The organism is Klebsiella sp. CN_Kp073 (assembly GCF_040065495.2).
GTDB classification, from domain to species: Bacteria; Pseudomonadota; Gammaproteobacteria; order Enterobacterales; family Enterobacteriaceae; genus Klebsiella; species Klebsiella aerogenes.
The window spans coordinates 1,474,532-1,497,769 of the sequence record NZ_CM198051.1; the positions used below are offsets into that span (position 1 = coordinate 1,474,532).

Below are 23,238 nucleotides of genomic sequence, written 5' to 3' on the forward strand. Positions count from 1 at the left end.
CACAACAACAAGGATTATGGATATGCAACCGACTTACACCATTGGCGATTATCTGCTGGATCGTCTCGTAGATTGTGGTATCGATCGCCTGTTCGGCGTACCTGGTGATTACAACTTACAGTTTCTCGATCACGTGATAGCCCATCAAAATTTGGGATGGGTCGGCTGTGCTAACGAACTGAACGCGGCCTACGCCGCAGACGGCTATGCGCGTATAAAAGGCGCCGGCGCGCTGCTAACCACCTATGGCGTAGGTGAGTTAAGCGCGTTAAACGGAGTGGCCGGTAGCTATGCGGAACATATCCCGGTGCTGCACATTGTGGGCGCGCCATCTACCGGCGCGCAGCAGCGCGGCGAACTGCTGCACCATACCCTCGGCGATGGCGATTTCACCCATTTCTCGCGAATGAGCGAACATATTACCTGTACTCAGGCGACGTTAACGGCGGGCAACGCCTGTCATGAAATTGACCGGGTATTAAGCGACATGCTGACCCACCACCGCCCAGGGTATCTGATGCTGCCTGCCGACGTGGCGAAAGCCCGCGCGGTGCCGCCGGCCCGCGCGCTGGTCATTAAGGGCCCGGCGGCCGATGAAAACCAGCTTGCCGGCTTTCGCGAGCACGCGGCCAAATTGTTGCGCAGCAGTCGCCGCGTGTCGCTGCTGGCGGATTTTCTCGCTCAGCGTTACGGTCTGCAAAACACACTACAGCAGTGGGTTAAGTCCGCGCCGATTACCCACGCCACCATGCTAATGGGGAAAGGGCTATTTGACGAACAGGGAATGGGGTTCGCCGGGACCTATAGCGGGATCGCCAGCGCGCCGCAAACCCGCGAAGCGATGGAAAGCGCCGATGCCATCATCTGCGTGGGTACACGCTTTACCGATACTATTACCGCCGGCTTTACCCATCATTTGCCAACGGAGAAAACCATCGAAATCCAGCCGTTTGCCGCGCGGGTTGGCGATCATTGGTTCAGCCGAATCCCGATGGATCAGGCGCTGGCGGCCCTCATTGATGTTTCTGGCAAGCTGTCCGCGGAATGGCGCGCGCCAGATATCATCGCGCCCGACGCTTCCGGCGCGCCGCAGGGTAATCTGACGCAGAAAAACTTCTGGAGTACGGTCGAGAAACAGCTGCGGCCGGGCGATATTATTCTTGCCGATCAGGGGACCTCGGCATTCGGTATCGCCTCATTAAAACTACCCTCGCAGGCCACGCTGCTGGTGCAACCGCTATGGGGCTCAATCGGGTTCACGCTACCTGCCGCTTACGGCGCGCAGACCGCCGCCGCGGACAGAAGGGTGGTATTAATCATTGGCGATGGCGCCGCGCAGCTCACTATCCAGGAGATGAGCTCAATGCTGCGCGATAAGCAAAAACTGTTAATTTTGCTGTTGAATAACGAGGGCTACACCGTCGAGCGCGCCATTCACGGACCAGAACAGCGCTACAACGATATTGCGTTGTGGGACTGGAGCCGCTTCCCCGATGCTTTTGCGCCGGATACGCCTTCCCGCTGTTGGCGGGTATCGCAAACCGGTGAGCTGGCTGAGGCGATGGCCGATAGCGTTAACTCCGATAAGCTAACGATGGTCGAAGTGATGCTGCCGAAAATGGATATCCCTGACTTCTTACGCGCGGTTACCCAGGCGCTGGAAGATCGCAACAACCGCAGCTAATCGCCGCGGCGTTTGGCAATCATCAGCGGCTTCCCGGCCAGCAGTAGCCAGGCCGGGAGCATCACGATACATAGCAGCGGCAGCAAGGTGGTATCCGGCACCACCACCGCCGCCATAAACAGGCTCAGCCAGCCGTCGCGGGTGACGACCAGCACCAGGCCGAGGATCGCGCAGGAGATGGTAATGGCGGCCGGTACCGCTTCAACGTGGGCATGCAGCATTAGCCCCAACGAGACGCCGACAAACACCGCCGGGAAAATACGCCCGCCGCGGAAGCCACAGGCGGCCGCCAGCACCAGCGCCGCCAGTTTCACCACGGCAATGAGTAGAAAATCGCCGGCGCCAAGGGTCTGGCTGGAGGCCAGTTGCTGCATTTCGTCCAGCCCTTTAAACAGCGTAATATGCCCGCCAATAACGCCCAGGATCCCCAGTAAAAACCCCCCGATACCTAGCATTAACACCGGATTTTTCAGGCGGTGGATCAGCGCGTGCAGACGTGGTAGACACCACACGGCGACCATGCCGACGGCGATGGCGATAAGCGTGACGATTGCGCCGCTGATAATATCGACGATACGCAGGTGTGGATAGTGCGGGATCGGCAGGGTGAAATTGGGATGGAAAAAGATACCGGTCGTCAATGCGCCTGCCGCCGCTGCCAGCAGCGGGGCGAATAGCCGGTCCCATAACGGAACGTCGCTGCTGCTATTGAGCGTTTGCGAAAAAATAAGCGCCGCGGCAACCGGCGTACCGAACAGCGCGCCGATGGTTCCCGATGCGGCGAGGATTGTCCAGTCCAGCGAGCTTACTCGTGGGAACAGACGCGAGCCAAGGGCGACGGCAAGCGCGATATTGACGACCATGATCGGATGTTCCGGCCCGAGACTCACGCCGCCCGCGAGGCCGAGAATCAACGCCGCCAGTAACCCCGGTAGCGCGCTGGTGGCGATGGGCGCGCCGATTAAGGATTCTGTTGCCGGATCTGGCCCACCATGTCCAGGACTGAAACGGACCACCAGCCCCACGGCTATCCCGGTGAGAGTGAGGATGGCAATTATCCATAGCGGACTATCGGCGGCAATGCCGACATGTACCGGCAGGTCGCTCCACAAGATGCTCTGTAGGACTGCGGCTATCTTCATCGCCACAATCAATACCAGGCTGGATGCGATACCAATAAGAATGGCGGGTATCGATAACAACAGCATCGTTCTGGCGCGCGGGTGCAGCATGAAGGGTTCCTTTTAAATGTCCTGAAGCGCTACTTTGCCTGTCTCTGTAAAGAGCTTCGGCGCAAATGGTGCTGAAACGATAAACTTAAGGCCAAACCTGACGTTGCGTGTATGACATAAACTGGCATGTTACATAGATTACAGTCTAAATGTGACCAATGTCGCTAAACTACCGGCGGCTGTACGTTGGTCGTTGTTGTTATGTCGCCATGAATTTACAGTGTGCGAAAAGAATTATTTTGACTTTAGCGGAGCCGTAACGGAATGACAAAATTTGCTTTAGTAGGAGACGTCGGCGGAACTAACGCCCGTCTGGCGTTATGTGATATCGCAAGCGGGGAGATTTCCCGCGCTAAAACTTATTCCGGGCTCGATTACCCAAGCCTTGAGGCCGTTGTACGCGTCTATCTCGACGAACAAACCGTGAAGGTCGAGGATGGCTGCATCGCCATTGCTTGCCCCATCACCGGCGACTGGGTGGCGATGACCAACCATACCTGGGCTTTTTCTATTGCCGAGATGAAAAAGAACCTCGGATTTGCGCATCTGGAAATCATTAATGATTTCACCGCGGTGTCGATGGCGATCCCAATGCTCAAAACTGAGCATCTGATCCAGTTCGGCGGCGCGCAACCGGCGGAAGGTAAACCGATCGCCGTCTACGGCGCTGGTACTGGTCTTGGCGTAGCGCACCTGGTACATGTTGATAAACGCTGGGTGAGCCTGCCGGGCGAGGGCGGCCACGTCGATTTCGCGCCGAATAGCGAAGAAGAGGGCATTATTCTTGAGGAGTTACGCAACGAGTTGGGCCACGTGTCCGCCGAACGCGTTTTGTCCGGCCCTGGATTAGTTAATCTGTATCGGGCTATCGTTAAATCCGATGGCCGTTTGCCGGAAAACCTACAGCCGAAGGACGTCACTGAACGTGCGCTGGCGGATACCTGCATTGATTGTCGCCGCGCGCTGTCGCTGTTCTGCGTCATTATGGGGCGCTTTGGCGGTAACCTGGCGCTAACCCTTGGCACATTCGGCGGCGTGTACATCGCGGGCGGCATTGTCCCGCGTTTCCTTGAGTTCTTTAAGGCGTCGGGTTTCCGCGGCGGGTTTGAAGATAAAGGGCGCTTTAAAGCCTACGTGCAGGATATTCCGGTCTATCTCATCGTTCATGATAACCCTGGCCTGCTCGGCTCCGGCGCGCATCTGCGCCAGACGCTTGGGTATATACTCTAAGCCACTCTCAGTCGGGCGGCGTTTGGCGCCGCCCATCTCATTACAGATTCATCAACTGGCGAAACTCTTTTACCTTACTGCGGCTGACCGGCACCTGAAACTCAAGGTCGCGCAATCGTAGGACGTAGGTGTTGTTGAACCATGGTTCAATTTCGCGGATTTTATTCAGATTGACGCAGTACGAGCGGTGACAGCGAAAGAAGTGCGCAGCCGGCAGCTTGCTGCAGAATTCGGTGATGTTCATCGGCATGACGAATGATTCACGGCGCGTATAGACGAAGGTCATTTTCTCATGCGCTTCCGCGTAATAAATATCGTGAATGCTGGTGACGATGATCCGCTCGTCTTTAATCAGATTAATGGTGTCGTTTTCGCGGGTTGGGTTGTGCGCGGGCGTGCCGCTTACCGCCACTTGCTGCTGTTGCTGCCAGGCGCTGGACAGCTTCTGCAACATATTAATAATCCGTGATTCCTGATAAGGCTTGAGGATGTAGTCAAACGCTTCCAGTTCAAAGGCTTCCACCGCATGTTCTTTCCACGCGGTGATAAAGACGATGAACGGCTTATGCGCGAACTGGCTAATATTTTGCGCCAGCAGCACGCCATCCAGCGAGGGGATATTGATGTCGAGAAAGATGGCATCGACTTTATTGTGCTGCAGGAATTTCAGCACGTCGAGACCGTCGTCGAAGGTGCCGACGATCTCCATCTGGCTGTGGGTGTTAATCAACCAGGTGAGTTCCTGCTGCGCCGGGAACTCATCCTCAACAATAATGACTTTCATGTTTTCTCCGCTCATGGCAACAGCGATACCGGTTCAGTCGCCGGGGCGTGCTGGTTGGGGACGTAGAACGCAATCTCCGTCCCCGGCGTCAAGCGGCGGATATGCAGCCCTTCGCCGTAGAGCAGTTTCACCCGATGATGAACATTCAGCAGGCCAATTTTATTACCCGGCATCTCGTCGGCTTCGACGCGGGCCACCACCGCCGGGTCAATACCGTTCCCGGTATCCCGTACGCTGATGCGCACCCGGTTTCCGCATTCGTTGATGGCGATAGTCACCACGCCCTTGCCCCGACAGGGTTGAATACCGTGGACGATGGCATTTTCTACCAGAGGCTGAATGAGCAGGCTGGGGATGACGCAGCTGACGTCCTCATCAATATCATAAATCACCGTCAGCTTGTCGCCGAATCGCGCCTGCTCGATCGCAATATAATCCTTAATTTGGTATAGCTCGCGCTTGATGTCGATCTGCTCGTCATCTTTTAACTCAATGTTATAGCGTAAATAACGCGACAAATTGAAAATCAACTGCCGGGCGGTATCCGGATTCATACGGATGGAAGAGGAGATGGCGTTAAGCGCATTAAACAGAAAATGGGGATTTATTTTACTCTGCAGGGCGCGCAGTTCCGCTTTATTGGCCATTTCACGCAGCTGTTCGGCCCGGGAGACCTCAAGCTGGGTGGAGATTATTTGCGACAGGCCGATCGCCATCTCCTGCAGCGAGGAGGTAATACGATGCGCGTGGCAGTAGTAAATTTTCAGCGTGCCGGTCACCACACCTTTCTCGCGTAGCGGAATCACCAGCATGGAGTGGATCTCCGGCGTTCTGTAGGCTTCATCGTTGTTTTTAATGATGATGGTGTCGCTTTCAATAGCTTTACGAGTCGTTGGGCTGATATCGTTGTTGCGATCGTTATAGTTATTTTCCCCATAGCCAACGTAGGCCAGCACCCGGTCAGTGGTGGTAATCGCGACCGCATCGGCATTGATGTCCCGGCGAATAATATCGCAAACCTGACGCAGCGATTCGCTGTTCACGTGACGGAACAGCGGCAGCGTTTTGTTGGCGATATCCAACGCCAGTTTTGCCTGGCGCGCCGCGCTGGCCTCTTTCTCGCCTTCCACGCTCTGGACCAGCAGTACAATAAAACCGATGCAGATGCTGCCAAGGATCATCGGGATACCGATTTTGGAGACAATATCGATCCCCAACGCCAGCGTCGGCGCCCACAGCACCACGAGGATCATGGTTAGCGTTTCACACAGCATCCCGGCCAGAATCCCCACCTTCCAGCGCTGGGCTTTCGGGATTTTGCGGTTGATAAGCCCGGAAAGCAGCCCGGCGACAATACTGGTGATAAAGCAGGGGATGGCGGTCACACCGTCAATATCAATGAGATAGCGGTGTACCCCGGCAATTACGCCGACAATCGCGCCGACCCACGGGCCAAACAGGATCCCGCCGGATATCACCGCGATAATACGTACGTTGACCAGCGAACCTTCTACCGGAACGCCGGACCAGGTGCTGAACAGCGCGAACATGGAGAAGATGGCGGTGACCGCCAGCAGCTCGCGAGGCGTATGCGCCGATTTATGCAGCAGTTCGCGAAACAGGCGTAAGCGGATAAGAAAAAAGAGGCAAATGAGCATTAATGCCGCGCGGTCAAAAACCGCCAGCAGCATATTAAAAATATCGTGCATGGGTGCGCCCAGGATTCGCAGGAAAGCAATATGATAGAAAACCTCGCGCCAGAAGGCTAGCCGCAGAAATCAATGAGGAACAAGCACAAAAATAAAAGGGGATAAGTGGATATCTCCAGCTATCAGGGCGTTGATGGGGAGTGATGATAAATTCCAGTATTATAAATGATATCAATATGTTAATGTTTTATTTAATATATGCACGTTTTAGGGAGGCGTTCTGCCGCATACTAATAAGTAATGCCTAATTTTTGCGCCAACGATTATTTTTTATCAACCCTCTAGACAGCGTGTTTTTTTTCAGGTTATTTTCTAAGCGAGCCACATCGGTGGCCGCGTCGCTCGGACGGTCCGGGCGCTAACGTTAATCTGAGGAATCTATGGCTGAATTCAGTCCTGAACGCCGTTTTACGCGTATCGATCGTCTCCCTCCGTATGTTTTTAACATTACTGCCGAACTGAAAATGGCTGCGCGTCGGCGCGGCGAAGATATTATCGATTTCAGTATGGGTAACCCGGATGGCGCCACGCCGCCGCATATCGTCGAAAAACTCTGTACCGTTGCCCAGCGCCCGGATACCCACGGTTACTCTACCTCTCGCGGTATTCCGCGTCTGCGCCGCGCGATTTCGCGCTGGTACCAGGAGCGTTATGACGTCGATATCGACCCGGAATCAGAAGCCATCGTGACGATTGGTTCGAAAGAGGGGCTGGCGCATCTGATGCTGGCGACGCTCGATCATGGCGATACGGTGCTGGTGCCAAACCCCAGTTATCCGATTCATATTTACGGCGCGGTTATTGCCGGGGCGCAGGTCCGTTCCGTCCCGCTGGTGGAAGGCGTTGATTTCTTCAATGAACTGGAACGCGCGATCCGTGAAAGTTATCCGAAGCCAAAAATGATGATTCTGGGCTTCCCGTCTAACCCTACCGCCCAGTGCGTTGAACTCGATTTCTTCGAAAAAGTCGTCGCGCTGGCGAAACGTTATGACGTGCTGGTGGTGCACGATCTGGCCTACGCCGACATCGTCTATGATGGCTGGAAAGCGCCGTCGATTATGCAGGTGCCCGGTGCGCGCGATGTGGCTGTCGAATTCTTCACCCTGTCAAAAAGCTACAACATGGCCGGCTGGCGTATTGGTTTTATGGTAGGGAACAAAACGCTGGTTAATGCGCTGGCCCGCATCAAAAGCTACCATGACTACGGTACCTTCACGCCGTTGCAGGTAGCGGCGATTGCCGCGCTGGAAGGCGATCAGCAGTGCGTGCGTGATATTGCGGAACAATATAAACGTCGCCGTGATGTGCTGGTGAAAGGGCTGCATGAAGCCGGCTGGATGGTTGAATACCCGAAAGCGTCAATGTACGTGTGGGCGAAAATTCCGGAGCCATATGCGGCGATGGGCTCGCTGGAGTTCGCTAAAAAGTTGCTGCAGGAGGCCAAAGTGTGCGTCTCGCCGGGAATCGGCTTTGGCGACTATGGCGATACTCATGTGCGTTTCGCATTAATCGAAAACCGCGATCGTATCCGTCAGGCCATCCGCGGTATCAAATCCATGTTCCGTGCAGATGGGCTGCTACCGGCAGCTGGTAAAACGGTAGCTGAACACCACGAATAAAAAATGGGAGCCGTCTGGCTCCCATCTCTTTACTGCATAGCAGGTTAAATCATCAGGGCGAAGGTACCGGCCCAAACGATGACCATAAAAGAAATTCCCATCAAAAAGTATTTCACGACATGTCACTCCGCATTTTGGCGAAACGCCTAAATGAATTTAACTTTAACCATTGCAGGATTGTCGCAGATAAAACCAGACTATTCTGGCAGCTGCGGCAACCCGAAATTCTGTGCGTTAACTGCTCCAGATGGCGCTAATGTACGCTTAAAAAATGGTGGAAACAAGATCCATTTTTTTATTAATTTTTAGTTACTTACGACTGTCGTGAATAGGCGACACATTAATTTCATTCGGTAATAAATTCAATTACGGCGACGATGATTTTAAGCAATACCCTGACACTCTGTAGTTATTTGATTTTGGGATTTTTTCTATAGGCGGGAAGGTGCAGAAATCACTTTCTGCACCCTATCGCGATGAGGTTAGTGGCCGGTCGTCGGCGCGCGCCATTGATGTGGATAACGTGCGGGAACAAAGCGCAAGGTAAGCGCCATTAAGAGGAAAACGCAGATGGCGTGGAATTCCCAGTCTAGCTGGTAGTTTCCGCTCAGGCTGCGCAGCAGCCCTGAAAGCCACGGCGATAAACCGGCGATAATAAAACCGATGCCCTGCATAAACGCCACCAGCCGACCGGCGACGGCAGGTTGCGGTGAATGGTCTAGCGCCAGTACCAGGCACAGCGGGAAGGCGCCGCCCAGTCCTATGCCGCAGCTCACCGCCCACAGCAGCGGCCACTGTTGTGGCCACCAGATGAAACCGCAGAACCCGAGCAACTGCAGCGCCAGCGCCAACATCAGCAGCTTACGGCGATCTTCGTGGCGAGCGAGCATCGGTAGTAACAGCGCGCCGGCGGTTTGGCCGACGGTCATCAATGCCAGAAGCGTGCCGCTAAACTGAGCGCTGTGGCCAAGCTGCATATAATAGGGCGGTAACCAGGCAATCAGGCTGGCGTAGCCGCCATTGATCAGCCCGAAATAAAGGCCAAGCGTCCAGGCCCGATGGTGACGAAAGACCGACGGCGCGGCTTGCGCCGATGCGGCAACCGGCGCGGCGGGCAGCATTTTGCTGATCGGCAACCAGCCAATGAGCGCAGCCAGGGCCGGTAGCGTCCACCATGCCAGCGCGTGGTGCCAGAGCGCGCTTTGCTGCGCAAGCCAGGGGGTGAGCGCGGCGCCAAGGCCGCCTCCGCCCATCAACGCCGCTGACCACAATCCCATCACCTGCGGCGTGCGGCGATGAAAAAGACGCTTGATGACGCTGGGAATAATCGCCTGAATCACGCCGATGCCAATCCCGCCGAGCAGCGCGCTACTAAGCAGCAGGCCGCTTTGCGGCGCCAGCTCGCGCAGGAGCGCGCCAATGCCAATCGCCAGCAGACTTAACGCAATACTGCGGTTTTCGCTAACGTGGCGGTTAATCCATCCGCCAGCGAGCGCCAGCCCCCCCATCGCGATGACCGGAAGCGCGGTCAACAGTGACACCAGGGTAAAGCTCATACCGGTTGCCTGTTGCAGTTGCGGCAGCAATGGACCTATCGAGGTCAGTAGCGGGCGCATATTAATGCCGATCAGTACCAGCACAAATAACGTCAGCGTATTGCGTTGCGTCTGGCTCATTACGCTTTACCCGCCCAGCGCTGATACAGGGCCAGCCCTTCGGGTTGTGGGCAGTGGTGAATGGGGAGTGATTGGTTGTCTAACGGCTGCTGCAATTGTTGGTAGATAGCGGCGGTAGAGAGATTGAAGCGCTCGCCATCCTGATTGCTGTTGGCAAAATAGACTTCGCGCACGCCGGTTAAATACATCGCGCTCAGACACATCGGGCAGGGTTGTCCGCTGGCGTAAACCACGCATTCGCGCAATACCTGATTGCCCAGACGTAGAGAAACGTCGCGGATGGCGTTGAGTTCAGCGTGCGCGGTAGGATCGCCGCTCTGGTGCAAGGTATTCACCGCTTCGGCAATGACTTCACCCTGGCGCACGATGACGGCGCCGAATGGGCGGCCGCCGTTTTCAACATTTTTGGCAGCAAGCGTAATAGCGCGCTGAAGATAGTTATCATGAGTAGGCATGAGCGGCTCCTGTAGATACTGTTATCGGTTTGCAACTGTTTTGGTCCGGGAAAAACATGTGGTGTTAATTCAGAGCACATTGCGCTCCCCTCCTGCCGGGAACGTCTCAGCGATTTTGAAGCCACCAACACCGGCAGTTTCAGTAACCATGGGGACAGCGGTAGAAATCTTCAGCTCGCCATGGCACGGACCGTAGGCCGGATAAGGCGCAGCCGCCATCCGGCGCGAAAGTGGCTCTTTACCCGCGGTTATTGCCAGGCGGCCCTACGCTTGCGCGGGCCTACAGATCACATGCCGGCGTAGAGGCCGGGTAAAAGAGCGCAATCGGCGGCAGGCTGGAGATTGAACCCTGCTTCAGGGTAGCGAGCTTATGCCATAAGCTAAAAGACTTATTTGTGATTGAGTCAATAAGATTTGCTTATGGGTTGCCGAAATACTACTGAGTTCTCTCACGCGAGGATGATTTTTGCCAGACATGCGGTTTATCTACCAGGTATATCCAACGCCAAGGATGCCATACAGTTCTCCGCTGTGCTGGACAATGGGGCTATCGGCAATATCGTCATCATAGCGTTCGTAGTTTGCCGCTACCATAGCGACCCAATGCGGGCTAAAGCGGTAGCTGGTAATGATGGCGACCATTGGCGATACCGTCGTACCGGTATCCCACTGCGGGCGCTCGGGCGTCGCCTCGCCTGCTGAGACGCCGCCAAAATAGTAGTTCGCCATGTTATGGCTACGCACCATCAGCCCCATACCGGGCATCACCAGCAGATTGTCTTTAACAATCGGAAAATCGGCCCATAACAGCAGCTCCTGGCCGTTGCTGCGACCGCTGATATCGGAACTGATGCGCGCGCTTATCAGCGCGTATGGCGTGATCCAGGTAGCGCCAATACCGCCTTCCAGTTCCCCTTTACGTTCGTCCATTCCCTTGAATGCCGCATCGTCGCTGGGATCTAAATTACCGAAACGCCAGCGCCCATAGCCGTAAAGCGCGATATTGTCATCAAGGTGAAAGTAGTAGCGGGCGCGATCGCCGAGATACATTAACTGGTCGCCAAAATACAATCCTCCGGGAATAAAGTGGGTTTCGTTGTCCTGCTTTTGGTAGCGTGCGGTACCGCTAATGGCGGCGCCGCCGAGAACCCATCCTTTAGGCACCGGGCTATTCGGGTTATCGGCGGAAAAAATGTCGATTGAGCCGAGGTCGACCTCAGCGCTAGCGGAACCGCAATACAAAGCAAGCGTACCGAGAATGGCTATGGGGCATCGGGATAGTTTGAGCATGAGCTTATAGTTGGCGTGAGATGATGAAGTCGATGTGAATCGACCGTGATAAACAATAGAAGATATATAGACGATAGCGAACGCGGTAGGGGGATATTTTTTGTCTTTTATCGTACTTTTTCTGTTTTGCTTTTACTCGGGAAAGCAAAGTGCGCCGGTATCAGCACTATCACTGTAACAGTAGCGGATTATTCGTGTGAATAATCCGCACAAAAATGAGTATCATGAATTGAGAATCAGTTCAGAGAGTGAAGCCATCGAATGATTTTCGTTGGTGACGATGCCTTCTTTTTTTAGTTTTTCCATGATGGATTTAAAAGCGAGCTGTTTACTGCTTTCTGTCGCATTAAGTAGATCGCGGTTAAAGGCGGGATTAGATTGAATGATATAATTAATGAATTCGAGCAGCAGCTTATTTTGTGGCGGCGTGGATGGCTCATTAATGGTTTTTTCATTATATGAATTCATCGCGGCTTCAGAATGTTCCAGCGGACGACTACTGATGGTGTGCTCGTAAATTTTCTCAATTTCTTTACAGGTAATGTACAGCTTGCTTAGCTCAATCGTCGGCTTATCATCATTATCAGGAATGAAATTGCAGTAGATGACGTTTTTAGCCGGAGAGATAATGCTCAGTGAATCTTCTTGTTGAATGTTGTCCGGATTCTCCAGTACATCCATTAGATTTCTTGAATGAGTGTGCCATAAACCAGAAACTGAAACGTTGAGTTTAATTTTGGCGATGGCGCTGTCGTGATTGGCATCAATGACCGACACATTTTCATTCAGGGTGATGATATTGTTTATTTTAGAGTGCTGAGACCAGGGTTTATTGGCTTTGGTAATGTCATCAAAACCACCGTAGCCGTATGACGAGTCGCCAACCCCTTGATTCCTGGTTAAGGCGCTATTGAGAGTGCCGCGATTTTTTTTCAGTTTCAGGCACAGGCTGATAGCGCCGATATCGTGCCAGTGAAGTAAATCTTCCAGTTCGCACTGCAAGAGTTTTTGCGCACGAGCGATAGAGCAATACTCCAGCGGTGGGAGATTGTTCAACTTCCAAATGTTTCTTTCTATCTTATTCATGGCGTTAATTTAATGTAAATGTTTTAAATGGTTTGCGTGTTCTGATTAACAGAACGCGAGCGTTTTTATTCGACTACACAATCCTTTTCATGAAAAACTATTCATCAGCGGAATGTGAGTTTATAGTTCATAATATTTATACGGCGGAGGATGGTTAAAATACCCTCTGTAGATAATTATAATCCCTGTTTTATAAATAAGGAATAGAACAATGCTTAATTAACGGTAAGCCGGGTTTGAACTATAATAAATTACTCTAAAACTGAATGCGTTAGATGTTAATGATTGTATCGATAAATAAAAAAGACGCCGCAGCGCCTTTTTATAGTAACCATCGCAGGCATAAATTAGCGGGCGCTCTTCTGGAGAGTAAAACCGCCATCCCCCACCTGCGCCGTGGCATACCACGCCATTAATTCCTCGGTACCCGGCGCGCCTTCGGCTGGTGCCCATGGCGCGGAATCCTGCTCGGCTACCGGCTGATAGCCTCCGTGCTTGACTTCAAAAATGATACCGCCGCGATCGAGCGACAGTACCGCATGCCAGGTACCGGCCGCCATTTCCAGCGCCGTGCATTCTTCTCCTAATACCACGCGGTGGGTCACGGTGCCTTGTTCATCGAAGTTCAGTACTACAAAACGGCCGCTTAACGGCAGCAGCAGCTCAAAAGTATGAGGATGACGGTGAGGACGAATGTAAGTTCCCGGCTCCATGGCAATGGCCAGACGCTGTACCGGATCGCTGAGTTCCGGATGGAAGTTACGATGCGCCCGTAGGCGGGGCGAGACCGCGGCGGCCGCGCTCTGTTGTTGCATATCACTGATAGTGATTTGTTTCATGTATACCGCCTGCAAAAAAAGATGACTCAGGGCTTACGCCGGTTTGCATGACTAAGGTGGAGTTGAGCAATCTGCGCTACGAAGCGCAGATTGCTCTCCCGGTTGCCTGATTATGCACATTTAACGCCATTAGCATAGGGTGATTTATCTATTTCATATTGATGAATATATTTAAGTGATTTTTTATTTTTTTAGTGGCGTCGCTTAATTTTATCTCATCTCAATCATTATTCTTTTATTGTTGGCGAAGGTGTGTAGCATAAAAATAGGGGGGAAATAGCAACATACCTGAGCGTTTCTTACAGAGGGAAACATAGTTGAGTATGCAATCTATAAGTGACTGGGTAAGCAAGCTTGAGCCGCTTTGTGCCGAAATAGAAACGGCGTATCTTGATTTTATTATTGACCAGAGCGGTCTCGATTATTCCATTATCCCGGCACTTGAGGAGTTTTCTCCCCCTCTTCAATGGCAGTCCCTTTACCTTGGTCTGCCGGAGGAATCTCTGCCCGAAATGGCGCCGCTCCTGATTCGTATCGCACTTAATGCCCCGCTACAGCGGCAGTGGTTTATCGAACTGGCGTATAAAACGCAAACCAGAACGCCATTACTGGCAATAGGGTCGCAGTGGGCTTTCTCCACGCTAGCCGAATGGCTAACTGACTGCGTTGATGCAACGCATGAGGGGCGATCAGGCCTTTTTCGCTACTTTGACGCTCGTCTATTTCCGTGGCTATTTTCCGATATTCTGCAACCCGAGCAGCAAGCGCAGCTACGTCGTCCCGCACTCTTCTGGAGCTGGCTGGATCTTGATGCCAGGCCGGCACTATTGATCGGTCACGGCGCTCCGCTTGGGCGTGGTGAAAAATGCCAGAAAATCGCTTTCAGTGATGAGCAATTCGAAGTGATGATGTGTCTTTGCGACGTTAGGTTATTTCTTCGCCATCGAAGTCTGCCGGACAGCTTGTTCAGCTCCCAAGAAGAACGCTTTTCAGCCTGCTTTCGGGCGATGTTGGATGCGACAAAAAATGGAATTTTGCTGGACAACGATCGCGAGGAATGGGTGATGAATACCCTGGTGGAACGGCACTCTCCTGCAGAATGAAAACCAAATCATGACTCACATGCCTCGTTATTGATAAAGGAATATTCCATGAACCTAACATTTCCGCGCGTGATACTGGTGGCATTGCTGCTGACTGTCGCCAGCCAGGGGGCGCTGGCGGGAACCATTAAAGCCATCAATCATACCCGTTGGGCGATTAACGCTTTCAGCGTCGATGGCCAGTCGGGAATAGACATTATCGGGCCGTATCAGGGGGGCGGCGGTGGATGCTGTTACCAGGTACCTGCGAAATGGAGACCAGGGATGACGGTAAAGGTGAACTGGGAAACGGGGGTGGCTTTTGCCAGCGATGTTCCTGATATCCCAGAGCCAGAACGGCCTGATACCTCTAGAATGAGTGAAAAAGAATATTATCAGGCGTGGCAAAGTTATTCAGATGAAATACAAGAGTGGTATAAAAAAATCAATGCATTAGGTGGACATCATTCATTTTTAGTTTCGGTACCGGACTATACGGGACAGGAAACCTGCGGGATCACCGTGCATTTTTTGCCTTGCGATCGGGCCAAAGTGACCACCAGTTGTGCCAACTACGGCAGTCCGGGATACCCCATTAAGGAACCTATAAAGATGATGGAGCCGAAATTATGTCCGCGATAATTAGCGAGCGGGCATGGTACCCGCCTGCGTTTCCGGCGCAAGGACGTTTACCGACGCAAGCCGCGCTGGTAGGGCAGAATAGCCTCCGCCAGGAGAGCCTTGAAACGGCCTACCGACAGCAATTATCGCTGGCCGTCGGGCGGCGCGTGGAGCCCCCCTGTTGCAAAACACTGCATATCAGCCTGTTTTTTGATGGCACCGGTAATAACCTTAATCACGATCTTTTTGTCGCCAATCCGAAGCATCCAACTAATATTGCCCGCCTGTTCCGCGCCACTATTGGCCAGGGTTATGCTGGTGGGTTGGCGGATAAAGGGCCTGAGCTGCTGGATGCCAGCAACAGTGGCGGCAATAAATACTACAAATATTATATTCCCGGCGTCGGTACTCCTTTCCCGGAGGTGATGGATCTGGATTTCAGCATAATGGGACTCGCCGCGGCAACACACGGCGAAGACCGGATAAACTGGGGGCTGCTACGGCTGGTCGATGCTCTCAAACGGACCATGGATAAGGATGCGCTCTCGGATGGCGATAGCTGGAAGGCGGTCAAAAAGATGGCAACATCGATGGTTTCCTTTGGCCTGACCGGCAGCGCTAACCGCTATGAAACCATCCATAATCTGTTGAATGCAATGTCCGCAGATCTGCGCAAAGCGCTGCTGCCCGCTACGCCCGGCAAACAGAAGCTATTAGGCATTAAGCTGTATGTGTATGGTTTTTCTCGTGGAGCGGCAGCGGCCAGGACCTTTGTTAACTGGCTGAGCGAACTGCTGCCAAAGCCAGGGGAGGGAGAAACAAAGCCCGAACAGTGTCTGGCGGTGGGAGAGCTGAAGATCCCATTAAGCGTGGAGTTTCTGGGCCTGTTAGATACCGTTGCTTCAGTGGGGGTCGCGCATATTGCCCCCGTAGCGGAAGGACATATGGGGTGGGCGGACGGAAGCCAGGAGCTGCCGGATGAAGAGTTCTACGGCGGATTTATCAAACGCTGTGTACATCTGGTTTCGGCACATGAACAGCGGCTGTGTTTCCCGCTGGATTCCATTCGCCGCCCGGACGGCAAATACCCGGCGAATAGCGTGGAGGTTATTTATCCGGGGGTGCACTCGGATATAGGGGGAGGATATCCGCCGGGGGATCAGGGAAAAGGTGATTCTGATTTAGAATTAATATCCCAAATTGCGCTGAATGATATATACGCTGCAGCCTATAATATAGGTGCGCCATTAAAGGTGAAGCTGCAAAGTTTACCTGTTGATTTGAAAAAGGATCTTTGGCGCGTTATGCCCGTCCAATTAGTTCGTGACTTTGATATTTCTCCAGAAGTGGTTCTGCGTTTTAACAGTTGGAGGACTTTAACTTTAAGTGTTGAAAGTTACGCCAAAGATATTAGTAAAGAACTGGCCGCCAAATATGACCCCCAACGTGCTCCCCTCTGCCTGGAACGAGCCCTGGAAGAACAGATCGCTTGGATCACCGCATGGCGCATTAATCGCTATGCCGGCGGTAGCTACAAGACCCAGCGCTTTTACATCGATTCTGCGGCAAATGGACTGGATAAAGATAGCGATCCGCAGGTCAGAAAAAAATCTGAAGCTGAGAGAGAGGAGGCCCAACAGGCGGTAGAAAAAGCACGGCGTAAACGTATTGTTGAGCAAGATCAGGAGTCCGCGTTTCTGATGCTGCCGCAAGGGCCAAAAGATTTTGATGCCGCCCTTGGGCAGACGCAATTGCGTCAGGCGGCAGATGAGTTTCGGGAGGATTATCATCGACTATCGCGTACGGATAACGGCAATTGGTTGTTTAAGGCCGTCGACGCAATGAGTAATGGGATTTTCCTGCTAAATGGTGATGATGAATACGGTGAGTGGCTAAAAATAAAAACCACAGGCGCCGAGCGAGAAAAAATACTTTTTCCGCCGCAGGGTGAGAGCAGTAATGCCCATCTGCCAGCAGGACTGGTACGGGCGTTGTTCGACGAGCAAATACATGATTCCCGCGCATGGTTTATGCACAGCGCTCTAGGAGCCCGCGAGCCGTGGGGGAGTTATTTTCTGCAGCGGATGATCTACTTTGGCAGCCGAAGTAGTAAACCGCTAACTCCACTGATGATTGCTGGTGCGGTAGTTGGGGCAGCGACGGTCGCAGGCGGTGTCGCCGTTATCATTAAACAGAAGCGGGTAATGGGTGAGCTTATTGGGGTAATTGGCGCTGCGGGGGCTATTTATCTGGAAACTCAGGCAATCGATCTGCTTTCTGGTAAGCCATTATCGATGCTGAAAAACGCCGCGCAGTTACAGTTGCCCACCATGGAGCCTGGCCTGGTCGTTGCCGGTCAAACCCAGATGATTAGTGAGCAGCGGCTGGCGCTGAAGAAATCACAAATAGAAAAGCGTTGGACGGAATCAATAGCCTCAGCGCTGCTGGTATAGTTGGAGCAGGAGCGAACAATGTTACAGGAAAGACGCCAGAACCTTACTCTGCACCTATTGTGCGGATATGGAAGATGAGGCCATTACCTGAATATCCGCCTTACCAGGTTGCCAGCCCGCCTTATGGTGTGCTCTGGTTGTCGATAAGCTTGATAGTGGTGGTGTTCTCGGGAATCGGGGCGCTAATACTTCAGCCTGTTGGAAACGTTGTCGGCATAGTGTCATGCGGCAGTGCGATAGTGATGGTGATACTGTGGATGCTTCGTCTCCTCTATTACCGGCTGTCGGTTCATTACGCTCAATACTATTACCGGCTGGTCAGTCAGTATCAGCAGGAGTGGTGGACAGAGCATCAGCTGCATTTTACGTTAAGTGACGTAGTGTTGCTCGGGCCGTCTGGATCAACGAATACGCATTGGTGGCGCCTGCTCAAACATGAACAGCGTCCCGCAGAGGTAAAAAACGAGGCGAGCGGCAAGGCATTACGAGTTGCCCGTACCTTGGTTGAGCCTGCGCATGAACGCGAGGTACAGCTCGTGAAAATGCTGGTGCTGCAATGGAAGGAACAACGCCTCCACGCTGGGTTACCCGATTTACGGTGCTGTTACTGGCAGGGTTCGCGCCGCGCCTGGCAGGCATTTTGCGCTCAGATGCAGGCGACATTTCCTACAGTCGGGTTGCCTGCTGAGCCACGGTTGTGGCGAGGCGAACAGAGCCTTGCGGAATTTGCTGCGATAAGCGACACCTTAGCGAGCAATGAAGCGATTCTGGTGGCCGGGTGCCACTCGCTAATGGCTTCCTTTTACTCGGTACTGCCAGCCGGCGAGTCGGCGGCATTATGGCTGGTTGGTAAGGGCGGCTCCGTCTGCCTCACTCGCGGTGAAGTGTACGATGTTACAGATAAAGAAACATTATCAGAGACTTGCTCTCGAGCGGAGCGGCAAATCGGGCTCGAAGAGGCGCCTGACGCCTGCATACTGTTTGCGCAGCCTACGCTATCTGGCTGCGGCTGGAATATTACCCGCCATCGGCAGGATGTTTATTGGGGCAACTGTGGCGAGATGGAAATGTTAATAGTCATCGCGCTTGCCGCGATAAGTGCTGAGTATTTTCGCCGACCTTGTAGTTGGATAGCCCGCGATCCGCAACATACGCTGGCACTTGGGATCGTTAAACCGGGTGGGGAAGAGAATTGAAATAGCCGTAAGATGAGGTAAACATGGTGTCCCCTGCAGGAATCGAACCTGCAACTAGCCCTTAGGAGGGGCTCGTTATATCCATTTAACTAAGGGGACAAGGCGGCGGGATTATAGCGTTTTTTCCGCCGCCCGTTAAGCGCATTGCGATTAATTGCTTAATTTGCAGCCGTTTAGCCCTTTTTATCTGCTTCGGCCTTCGCTTTGGCTTTCTGTTCCTGGGTCATGTCGTTGCGAATCTGGGCGTGGCTTAGCAGGGCGAAGATAAAGGTGCCGCCGCAGATGTTGCCGGCGAGCGTCGGCAGCGCGAAGGGCCAGATGAACTCTTGCCAGGGCAGGGCGCCGCTGAAAATCAGATAGAAAATTTCCACACTGCCGACGACGATATGCGTGGTGTCCGCCAGTGCAATGAGCCAGGTCATCAGGATGATGACGATGACTTTCGCCGAACCAGCGGCCGGGAACATCCAGACCATTGTCGCCACCAGCCAGCCGGAAATAATCGCATTGGCGAACATCTCGCCAGGCGTATTCTCCATGACTTTCTGGCTGATGCTGTGAAACGCCTCACGAGTGGCGTCATCGAAAATCGGCATGATATTAAACGCCCAGGCGGCGATAGCGCCACCCAATAAATTACCTAATAACACCACGCCCCACAGGCGTAGCAATAGCGCAATATTACCGGCGCTGGGTTTATGCATAATCGGCAGCACGGCGGTAACGGTATTTTCCGTAAACAGCTGCTGACGGGCGAGAATGACGATAATAAAGCCGAAGGTGTAACCCAAATTCTCCAGCAGATAACCGCCGGGCAGGGCGCTGAGGTGAACATGAAAAATTCCCTTGGCCACCAGCGAAGCGCTAATTGATAAGCCGGCGGCAATCGCTGACCACAGTAGCGCCATGGCATCGCGCTCGAGCTCCTTTTCTCCCTCCTGGCGAATCACCTCATGGGTGGCCATTGCCTGCGAAGGCAGACGCTCCTCATCCACTTCTATTTTCTCGCCATGTTGCTTCTCTTCGCTTTCAACTTCGCGTTCATCGCTATCATGTGTGCCGGTGGCGCTATTTTGTCGGGTCATGGCTGCTCTCCCTTTGTATTTGTTACTAAGCGTAGAGAGAAATCAGCGCGGCGGCACAGGATATGCTCCTAAATTCAGCGCAATGGCAAGAATAGCAATACGAATATTGCAAAATATGTATAGAATCGGGAAGCTACATTGATGCCAAAGAAGGCTATGCTGAAAGCAGCTACCCAACGATAAAATGCTAATGGGGGCGCCGTCCCGGATGCCTCCAGCGATAGCCAGAATTAACAGGGAGAAACCTATGAATTATCGCCTGTCGGCGCTTGCGCTTGGCGCCACATTGCTGGTGGGATGCGCCAGTTCCAGCACTGACGATCGGTCGCAGGGGCGTTCAGATCCGCTTGAAGGGTTTAACCGTACCATGTTCAACTTCAACTTTAATGTGGTTGATCCTTATGTACTGCGCCCCGTTGCCGTCGCCTGGCGTGATTATGTGCCGCAACCGGCGCGTAATGGTTTAAGCAACTTCACCAGCAACCTTGAAGAACCGGCGGTAATGGTCAACTCCTTCCTGCAGGGCGATCCCTATAAAGGCATGGTGCATTTCACTCGCTTCTTCCTTAACACTATTCTTGGGATGGGCGGCTTGATCGACGTGGCCGGTATGGCGAACCCGCAGCTGCAGCGCGTTGAACCGCATCGTTTCGGTAGCACGCTGGGCCACTACGGCGTGGGCTACGGCCCGTACGTACAGTTACCGTTCTATGGCAGTTTCACCCTGCGTGATGAGGGCGGCGACATGGCCGATGGCCTGTATCCGGTACTCTCCTGGCTGACCTGGCCGATGTCTATCGGTAAATGGGCGGTAGAAGGGATTGAAACTCGCGCTCAGCTGCTGGATTCCGATGGCCTGCTGCGCCAGTCTTCCGATCCGTACATCCTGATGCGTGAAGCCTACTTCCAGCGGCACGATTTTATCGCTAACGGCGGTAAGCTGACGCCGGCAGACAACCCGAACGCGCAGGCGATTCAGGATGAGCTGAAAGATATCGATTCGCAGTAATCCACGCGATTCATAAAAGAAAAAGGGTGAACATGATGTTCACCCTTTTTTTATATCGTTTGCTTATCAGAAGCGGTAGTTGAAGTTCGCGCCGTACAGCCAGGCGGTACCTTCAGAACGGAAGGTGTAAGGACCTTCTTTAATTTCTACGTGCTGACCGTGCATGTAAGAGACGCCGACATCCACTGAAGCATCTTTATTGAACGCGTAGGTGGTACCGGCGCTCAGCCACAGGCGATCCTGATCCGGGATAGAGATGGAGCGGGTGCCAGCCGGAATCGGGCTATCATCGAAGGCGATACCGGTACGGAAGGTCCAGTTATCGTCATAGTAATAGGTGGTACCCAGCGCGATGCGATAAGCATCTTTAAAGCCTTCATCTTTATAGAACAGCGTCTGACCATTGCTGCCGGTGGCCTTCAGCTCCTGGAACTGGCTCCAGCTGGTGTAGGTCAGGCTATAGTGCACTGCCCACTGCGGCGCGACGCGGTTATAACCCGACAGCTCCCACATTTCTGGCAGATTGAGAGTCAGCGCGCCGTTAGTGGTACGGCCATCGGTACCGGCCGGTAGACCGAAGTTGCCGAGGATCTGGTTATACGCGGACGGCAGATCGCTCTTATAGTTGCCATCAAAGTCGATTTTAACTTCAGAGCGGTAGGTGAAACCGTAGCGGTTGTTTTTGTCCAGCTCATACAGGATACCGGCGTTCCAGCCGAAGCCCCATTCGTTGCCGTTCAAATGCGCAATCTGAGTGTCTGCAGGGATCTGGGAGACCCGGCCCGCTAGCGCTGGCGGCAGCTTGCCGGAACCGGCAACGATTTGTCCTAAATCACCTGCGTAGCGTTCGATTTTCGCTTTCGCATACACCGCATCAAACCCTAAGCCAAAGCTCCAGTTGCTGTTCAGGCGATAGGCGCCGCTTAAATTGAGGTTAACGGTGGTGAGATCGGTTTTGCCACCCATACTGCCGGCAGCATAGTCATCAGCAAACTCAGTCGCGAGACCATAGTTAGAGGTAATAGATGCACCCCAACCAAACTGCTCGTTTATTGGCGAAACAAAGTGGAAGTTTGGTACCCATGCCGTTGGGGCAATATTGTCTGCATTCAGACTTTTACCGGTAGGCGAGGTACCAGAAACATTAACGTCCGGGTCGACGAAGACGGCGCCTGCCGACATCGTCGGGCGGTCAAACATCATGATTAACGCGGGGTTACGGCTGGCGTTGCCCGCATCGTCAGCGATTGCCCCTTCACCGGAATAGGCACGACCAAGACCTGAAGAGGAGAATTCATTTAACTGGAATCCTGCGGACCAGGCTTGGGTTGAAACAAGTGCTACAGCCACTGCAAGGGCAGATTGGGTAAAGCGGGTTTTCTGGCTCATGCCCATAACCTCATTGAGTTATTTTTATTTAAACTATGTTACATGCCGTAACAGAAGCGCGAAGTGTAGGGTCTGCTTTACGACAGAGAAATCAGACCAGTGGCCTGAGTATAGGTCTGACCAGATGAGTTGTTGCAAGTTTGTTTATGAGATTTTTCAATTGTGATAACAGAAACGCGATCCAGCTGGCAAAATTGCCCCGGTGCGTCATGCCCAAAGTGGGGCATTTTTGTTTTGGATCATTTTTAAGTGTGATTTCTGTCACTTAACCGTTTTCTTGCTATTAACAACTGGAGGGCGGCCGGGGGCGGGCGTAAAATAGGCGCATTATTTGTCTGGCACCAAAGGTGCATATACAGAGGAAATCTACGATGAGTAAATGTAGCGCTGATGAAACCCCAGTTTGCTGCTGTATGGATGTTGGCACCATTGTGGACAACACCGACTGCACCGCCTCCTACAGCCGCGTGTTTGCCAACCGCGCAGAAGCGGAAGCGACGCTCGCCGCGCTGAGCGAAAAAGCCCGCAATGTTGAGTCTGAACCGTGCAAAATTAACTCGACGTTCACCGATGTTGACGGCGGCGTGCAGCTGAATATCGATTTTGTTTTTAGCTGCGAAGCGGAATCGCTGATCTTCCAGCTGGGGTTACGTTAATCCTCTCTCTTAACGCCTCTTTCCTGAGGCGTTATCTTTTCTATTCAATGTGTTTTGGCTCCCACTTTTTCTCTTCCCCGATTGGCTTAATGTAAAAAATTAGTTAAGACTAGTTATCAGGTCAGACCACTTGGTTTTATCGG

The 23,238-nt window shown here is 53.0% G+C and carries 20 protein-coding genes and 1 tRNA gene; 9 read left to right on the top strand and 12 right to left on the bottom strand.

Translation table 11 applies throughout. The features are described from left to right. Positions 1 to 22: 22 nt before the first annotated feature. A complete protein-coding gene (locus ABLV66_RS07200) occupies positions 23 to 1,684 on the top strand; it encodes an alpha-keto acid decarboxylase family protein (RefSeq protein ID WP_348876114.1) in 1,662 nt (553 codons plus the stop codon). Here ABLV66_RS07200 and ABLV66_RS07205 read toward each other — a convergent pair. After that, positions 1,681 to 2,916 carry an ion channel protein gene (locus ABLV66_RS07205; protein WP_348876113.1) on the bottom strand — a complete coding sequence of 412 codons (1,236 nt, stop codon included), beginning with the start codon at positions 2,914 to 2,916 and terminating at the stop codon, positions 1,681 to 1,683. The genes ABLV66_RS07200 and ABLV66_RS07205 overlap by 4 nt on opposite strands. 264 nt (positions 2,917 to 3,180) lie before the next feature. Between ABLV66_RS07205 and glk the strand changes: the two genes are divergently transcribed. After that, positions 3,181 to 4,146 carry a glucokinase gene (gene glk / locus ABLV66_RS07210; RefSeq protein WP_047078324.1) on the top strand — a complete coding sequence of 322 codons (966 nt, stop codon included), beginning with the start codon at positions 3,181 to 3,183 and terminating at the stop codon, positions 4,144 to 4,146. 40 nt (positions 4,147 to 4,186) lie between these two features. Here glk and ABLV66_RS07215 read toward each other — a convergent pair whose 3' ends face one another. Continuing rightward, positions 4,187 to 4,930 (bottom strand): LytR/AlgR family response regulator transcription factor, encoded by a 744-nt coding sequence (locus ABLV66_RS07215; RefSeq protein ID WP_047066271.1) that lies wholly within the window; start codon positions 4,928 to 4,930, stop codon positions 4,187 to 4,189. An 11-nt stretch (positions 4,931 to 4,941) separates the two neighbouring features. Then, a complete protein-coding gene (locus ABLV66_RS07220; protein WP_348876111.1) occupies positions 4,942 to 6,639 on the bottom strand; it encodes a LytS/YhcK type 5TM receptor domain-containing protein in 1,698 nt (565 codons plus the stop codon). Between the two features lie 380 nt (positions 6,640 to 7,019). Between ABLV66_RS07220 and alaC the strand changes: the two genes are divergently transcribed. After that, positions 7,020 to 8,258 (top strand): alanine transaminase, encoded by a 1,239-nt coding sequence (gene alaC, locus ABLV66_RS07225; RefSeq protein ID WP_348876110.1) that lies wholly within the window; start codon positions 7,020 to 7,022, stop codon positions 8,256 to 8,258. Between the two features lie 44 nt (positions 8,259 to 8,302). Here alaC and ypdK read toward each other — a convergent pair whose 3' ends face one another. The 6 genes from ypdK to ABLV66_RS07255 all read right to left on the bottom strand — a co-directional run bounded on the left by ypdK (position 8,303) and on the right by ABLV66_RS07255 (position 13,604). Continuing rightward, positions 8,303 to 8,374: a membrane protein YpdK gene (ypdK, locus tag ABLV66_RS07230; protein ID WP_077777854.1), complete on the bottom strand. Its 72-nt coding sequence runs from the start codon at positions 8,372 to 8,374 to the stop codon at positions 8,303 to 8,305. A 366-nt stretch (positions 8,375 to 8,740) separates the two neighbouring features. After that, on the bottom strand, positions 8,741 to 9,934 hold the full coding sequence (locus tag ABLV66_RS07235; protein WP_045391555.1) for a cyanate transporter: 1,194 nt from the start codon (positions 9,932 to 9,934) through the stop codon (positions 8,741 to 8,743). Next, positions 9,934 to 10,389, bottom strand: coding sequence for a nucleoside deaminase (locus ABLV66_RS07240; protein ID WP_047066247.1), 456 nt, complete (start codon positions 10,387 to 10,389; stop codon positions 9,934 to 9,936). Before ABLV66_RS07240 ends, ABLV66_RS07235 begins: the two co-directional genes overlap by 1 nt. 486 nt (positions 10,390 to 10,875) lie before the next feature. Beyond that, positions 10,876 to 11,553, bottom strand: a complete 678-nt coding sequence (locus ABLV66_RS07245) for a MipA/OmpV family protein (protein WP_052667981.1) — start codon at positions 11,551 to 11,553, stop codon at positions 10,876 to 10,878. A 348-nt stretch (positions 11,554 to 11,901) separates the two neighbouring features. Continuing rightward, the gene (locus ABLV66_RS07250) at positions 11,902 to 12,765 is read right to left on the bottom strand and encodes a hypothetical protein (protein ID WP_045391545.1); all 864 of its coding nucleotides are present in this window, start codon (positions 12,763 to 12,765) and stop codon (positions 11,902 to 11,904) included. A 347-nt stretch (positions 12,766 to 13,112) separates the two neighbouring features. Further along, positions 13,113 to 13,604: a WbuC family cupin fold metalloprotein gene (locus ABLV66_RS07255; RefSeq protein ID WP_045391542.1), complete on the bottom strand. Its 492-nt coding sequence runs from the start codon at positions 13,602 to 13,604 to the stop codon at positions 13,113 to 13,115. Positions 13,605 to 13,927: 323 nt separating this feature from the next. Here ABLV66_RS07255 and tla1 point away from each other — a divergent pair, with 323 nt between their 5' ends. The 4 genes from tla1 (at position 13,928) to ABLV66_RS07275 (ending at position 18,956) form a co-directional block, all read left to right on the top strand. After that, positions 13,928 to 14,707 carry a toxin Tle1 chaperone Tla1 gene (gene tla1 / locus ABLV66_RS07260; protein ID WP_348876118.1) on the top strand — a complete coding sequence of 260 codons (780 nt, stop codon included), beginning with the start codon at positions 13,928 to 13,930 and terminating at the stop codon, positions 14,705 to 14,707. A 48-nt stretch (positions 14,708 to 14,755) separates the two neighbouring features. Next, positions 14,756 to 15,328: a DUF3304 domain-containing protein gene (locus tag ABLV66_RS07265; RefSeq protein WP_047045769.1), complete on the top strand. Its 573-nt coding sequence runs from the start codon at positions 14,756 to 14,758 to the stop codon at positions 15,326 to 15,328. After that, a complete protein-coding gene (locus tag ABLV66_RS07270; RefSeq protein ID WP_348876109.1) occupies positions 15,316 to 17,760 on the top strand; it encodes a Tle1 family T6SS lipase effector in 2,445 nt (814 codons plus the stop codon). Before ABLV66_RS07265 ends, ABLV66_RS07270 begins: the two co-directional genes overlap by 13 nt. Positions 17,761 to 17,834: 74 nt before the next feature. After that, positions 17,835 to 18,956 carry a KPHS_23130 family T6SS system protein gene (locus ABLV66_RS07275; RefSeq protein ID WP_316423358.1) on the top strand — a complete coding sequence of 374 codons (1,122 nt, stop codon included), beginning with the start codon at positions 17,835 to 17,837 and terminating at the stop codon, positions 18,954 to 18,956. A 24-nt stretch (positions 18,957 to 18,980) separates the two neighbouring features. Here the strand turns inward: ABLV66_RS07275 and ABLV66_RS07280 are convergent. Continuing rightward, positions 18,981 to 19,055: transfer RNA gene (locus ABLV66_RS07280), tRNA-Arg, on the bottom strand. A 74-nt stretch (positions 19,056 to 19,129) separates the two neighbouring features. Beyond that, positions 19,130 to 20,041: a formate/nitrite transporter family protein gene (locus ABLV66_RS07285; protein ID WP_045391527.1), complete on the bottom strand. Its 912-nt coding sequence runs from the start codon at positions 20,039 to 20,041 to the stop codon at positions 19,130 to 19,132. Positions 20,042 to 20,288: 247 nt separating this feature from the next. On the opposite strand from ABLV66_RS07285, the gene mlaA reads away from it, so the two are divergent. Beyond that, positions 20,289 to 21,050, top strand: a complete 762-nt coding sequence (mlaA, locus tag ABLV66_RS07290) for a phospholipid-binding lipoprotein MlaA (protein ID WP_045376992.1) — start codon at positions 20,289 to 20,291, stop codon at positions 21,048 to 21,050. Positions 21,051 to 21,116: 66 nt separating this feature from the next. On the opposite strand, the gene fadL is transcribed toward mlaA, so the two are convergent. Further along, entirely contained in the window at positions 21,117 to 22,445 is a 1,329-nt protein-coding gene (gene fadL, locus ABLV66_RS07295; RefSeq protein ID WP_072251408.1) for a long-chain fatty acid transporter FadL, read from the bottom strand. 365 nt (positions 22,446 to 22,810) lie between these two features. On the opposite strand from fadL, the gene ABLV66_RS07300 reads away from it, so the two are divergent. Continuing rightward, positions 22,811 to 23,095 carry a YfcZ/YiiS family protein gene (locus tag ABLV66_RS07300; protein WP_015706185.1) on the top strand — a complete coding sequence of 95 codons (285 nt, stop codon included), beginning with the start codon at positions 22,811 to 22,813 and terminating at the stop codon, positions 23,093 to 23,095. Positions 23,096 to 23,238 lie beyond the last annotated feature (143 nt).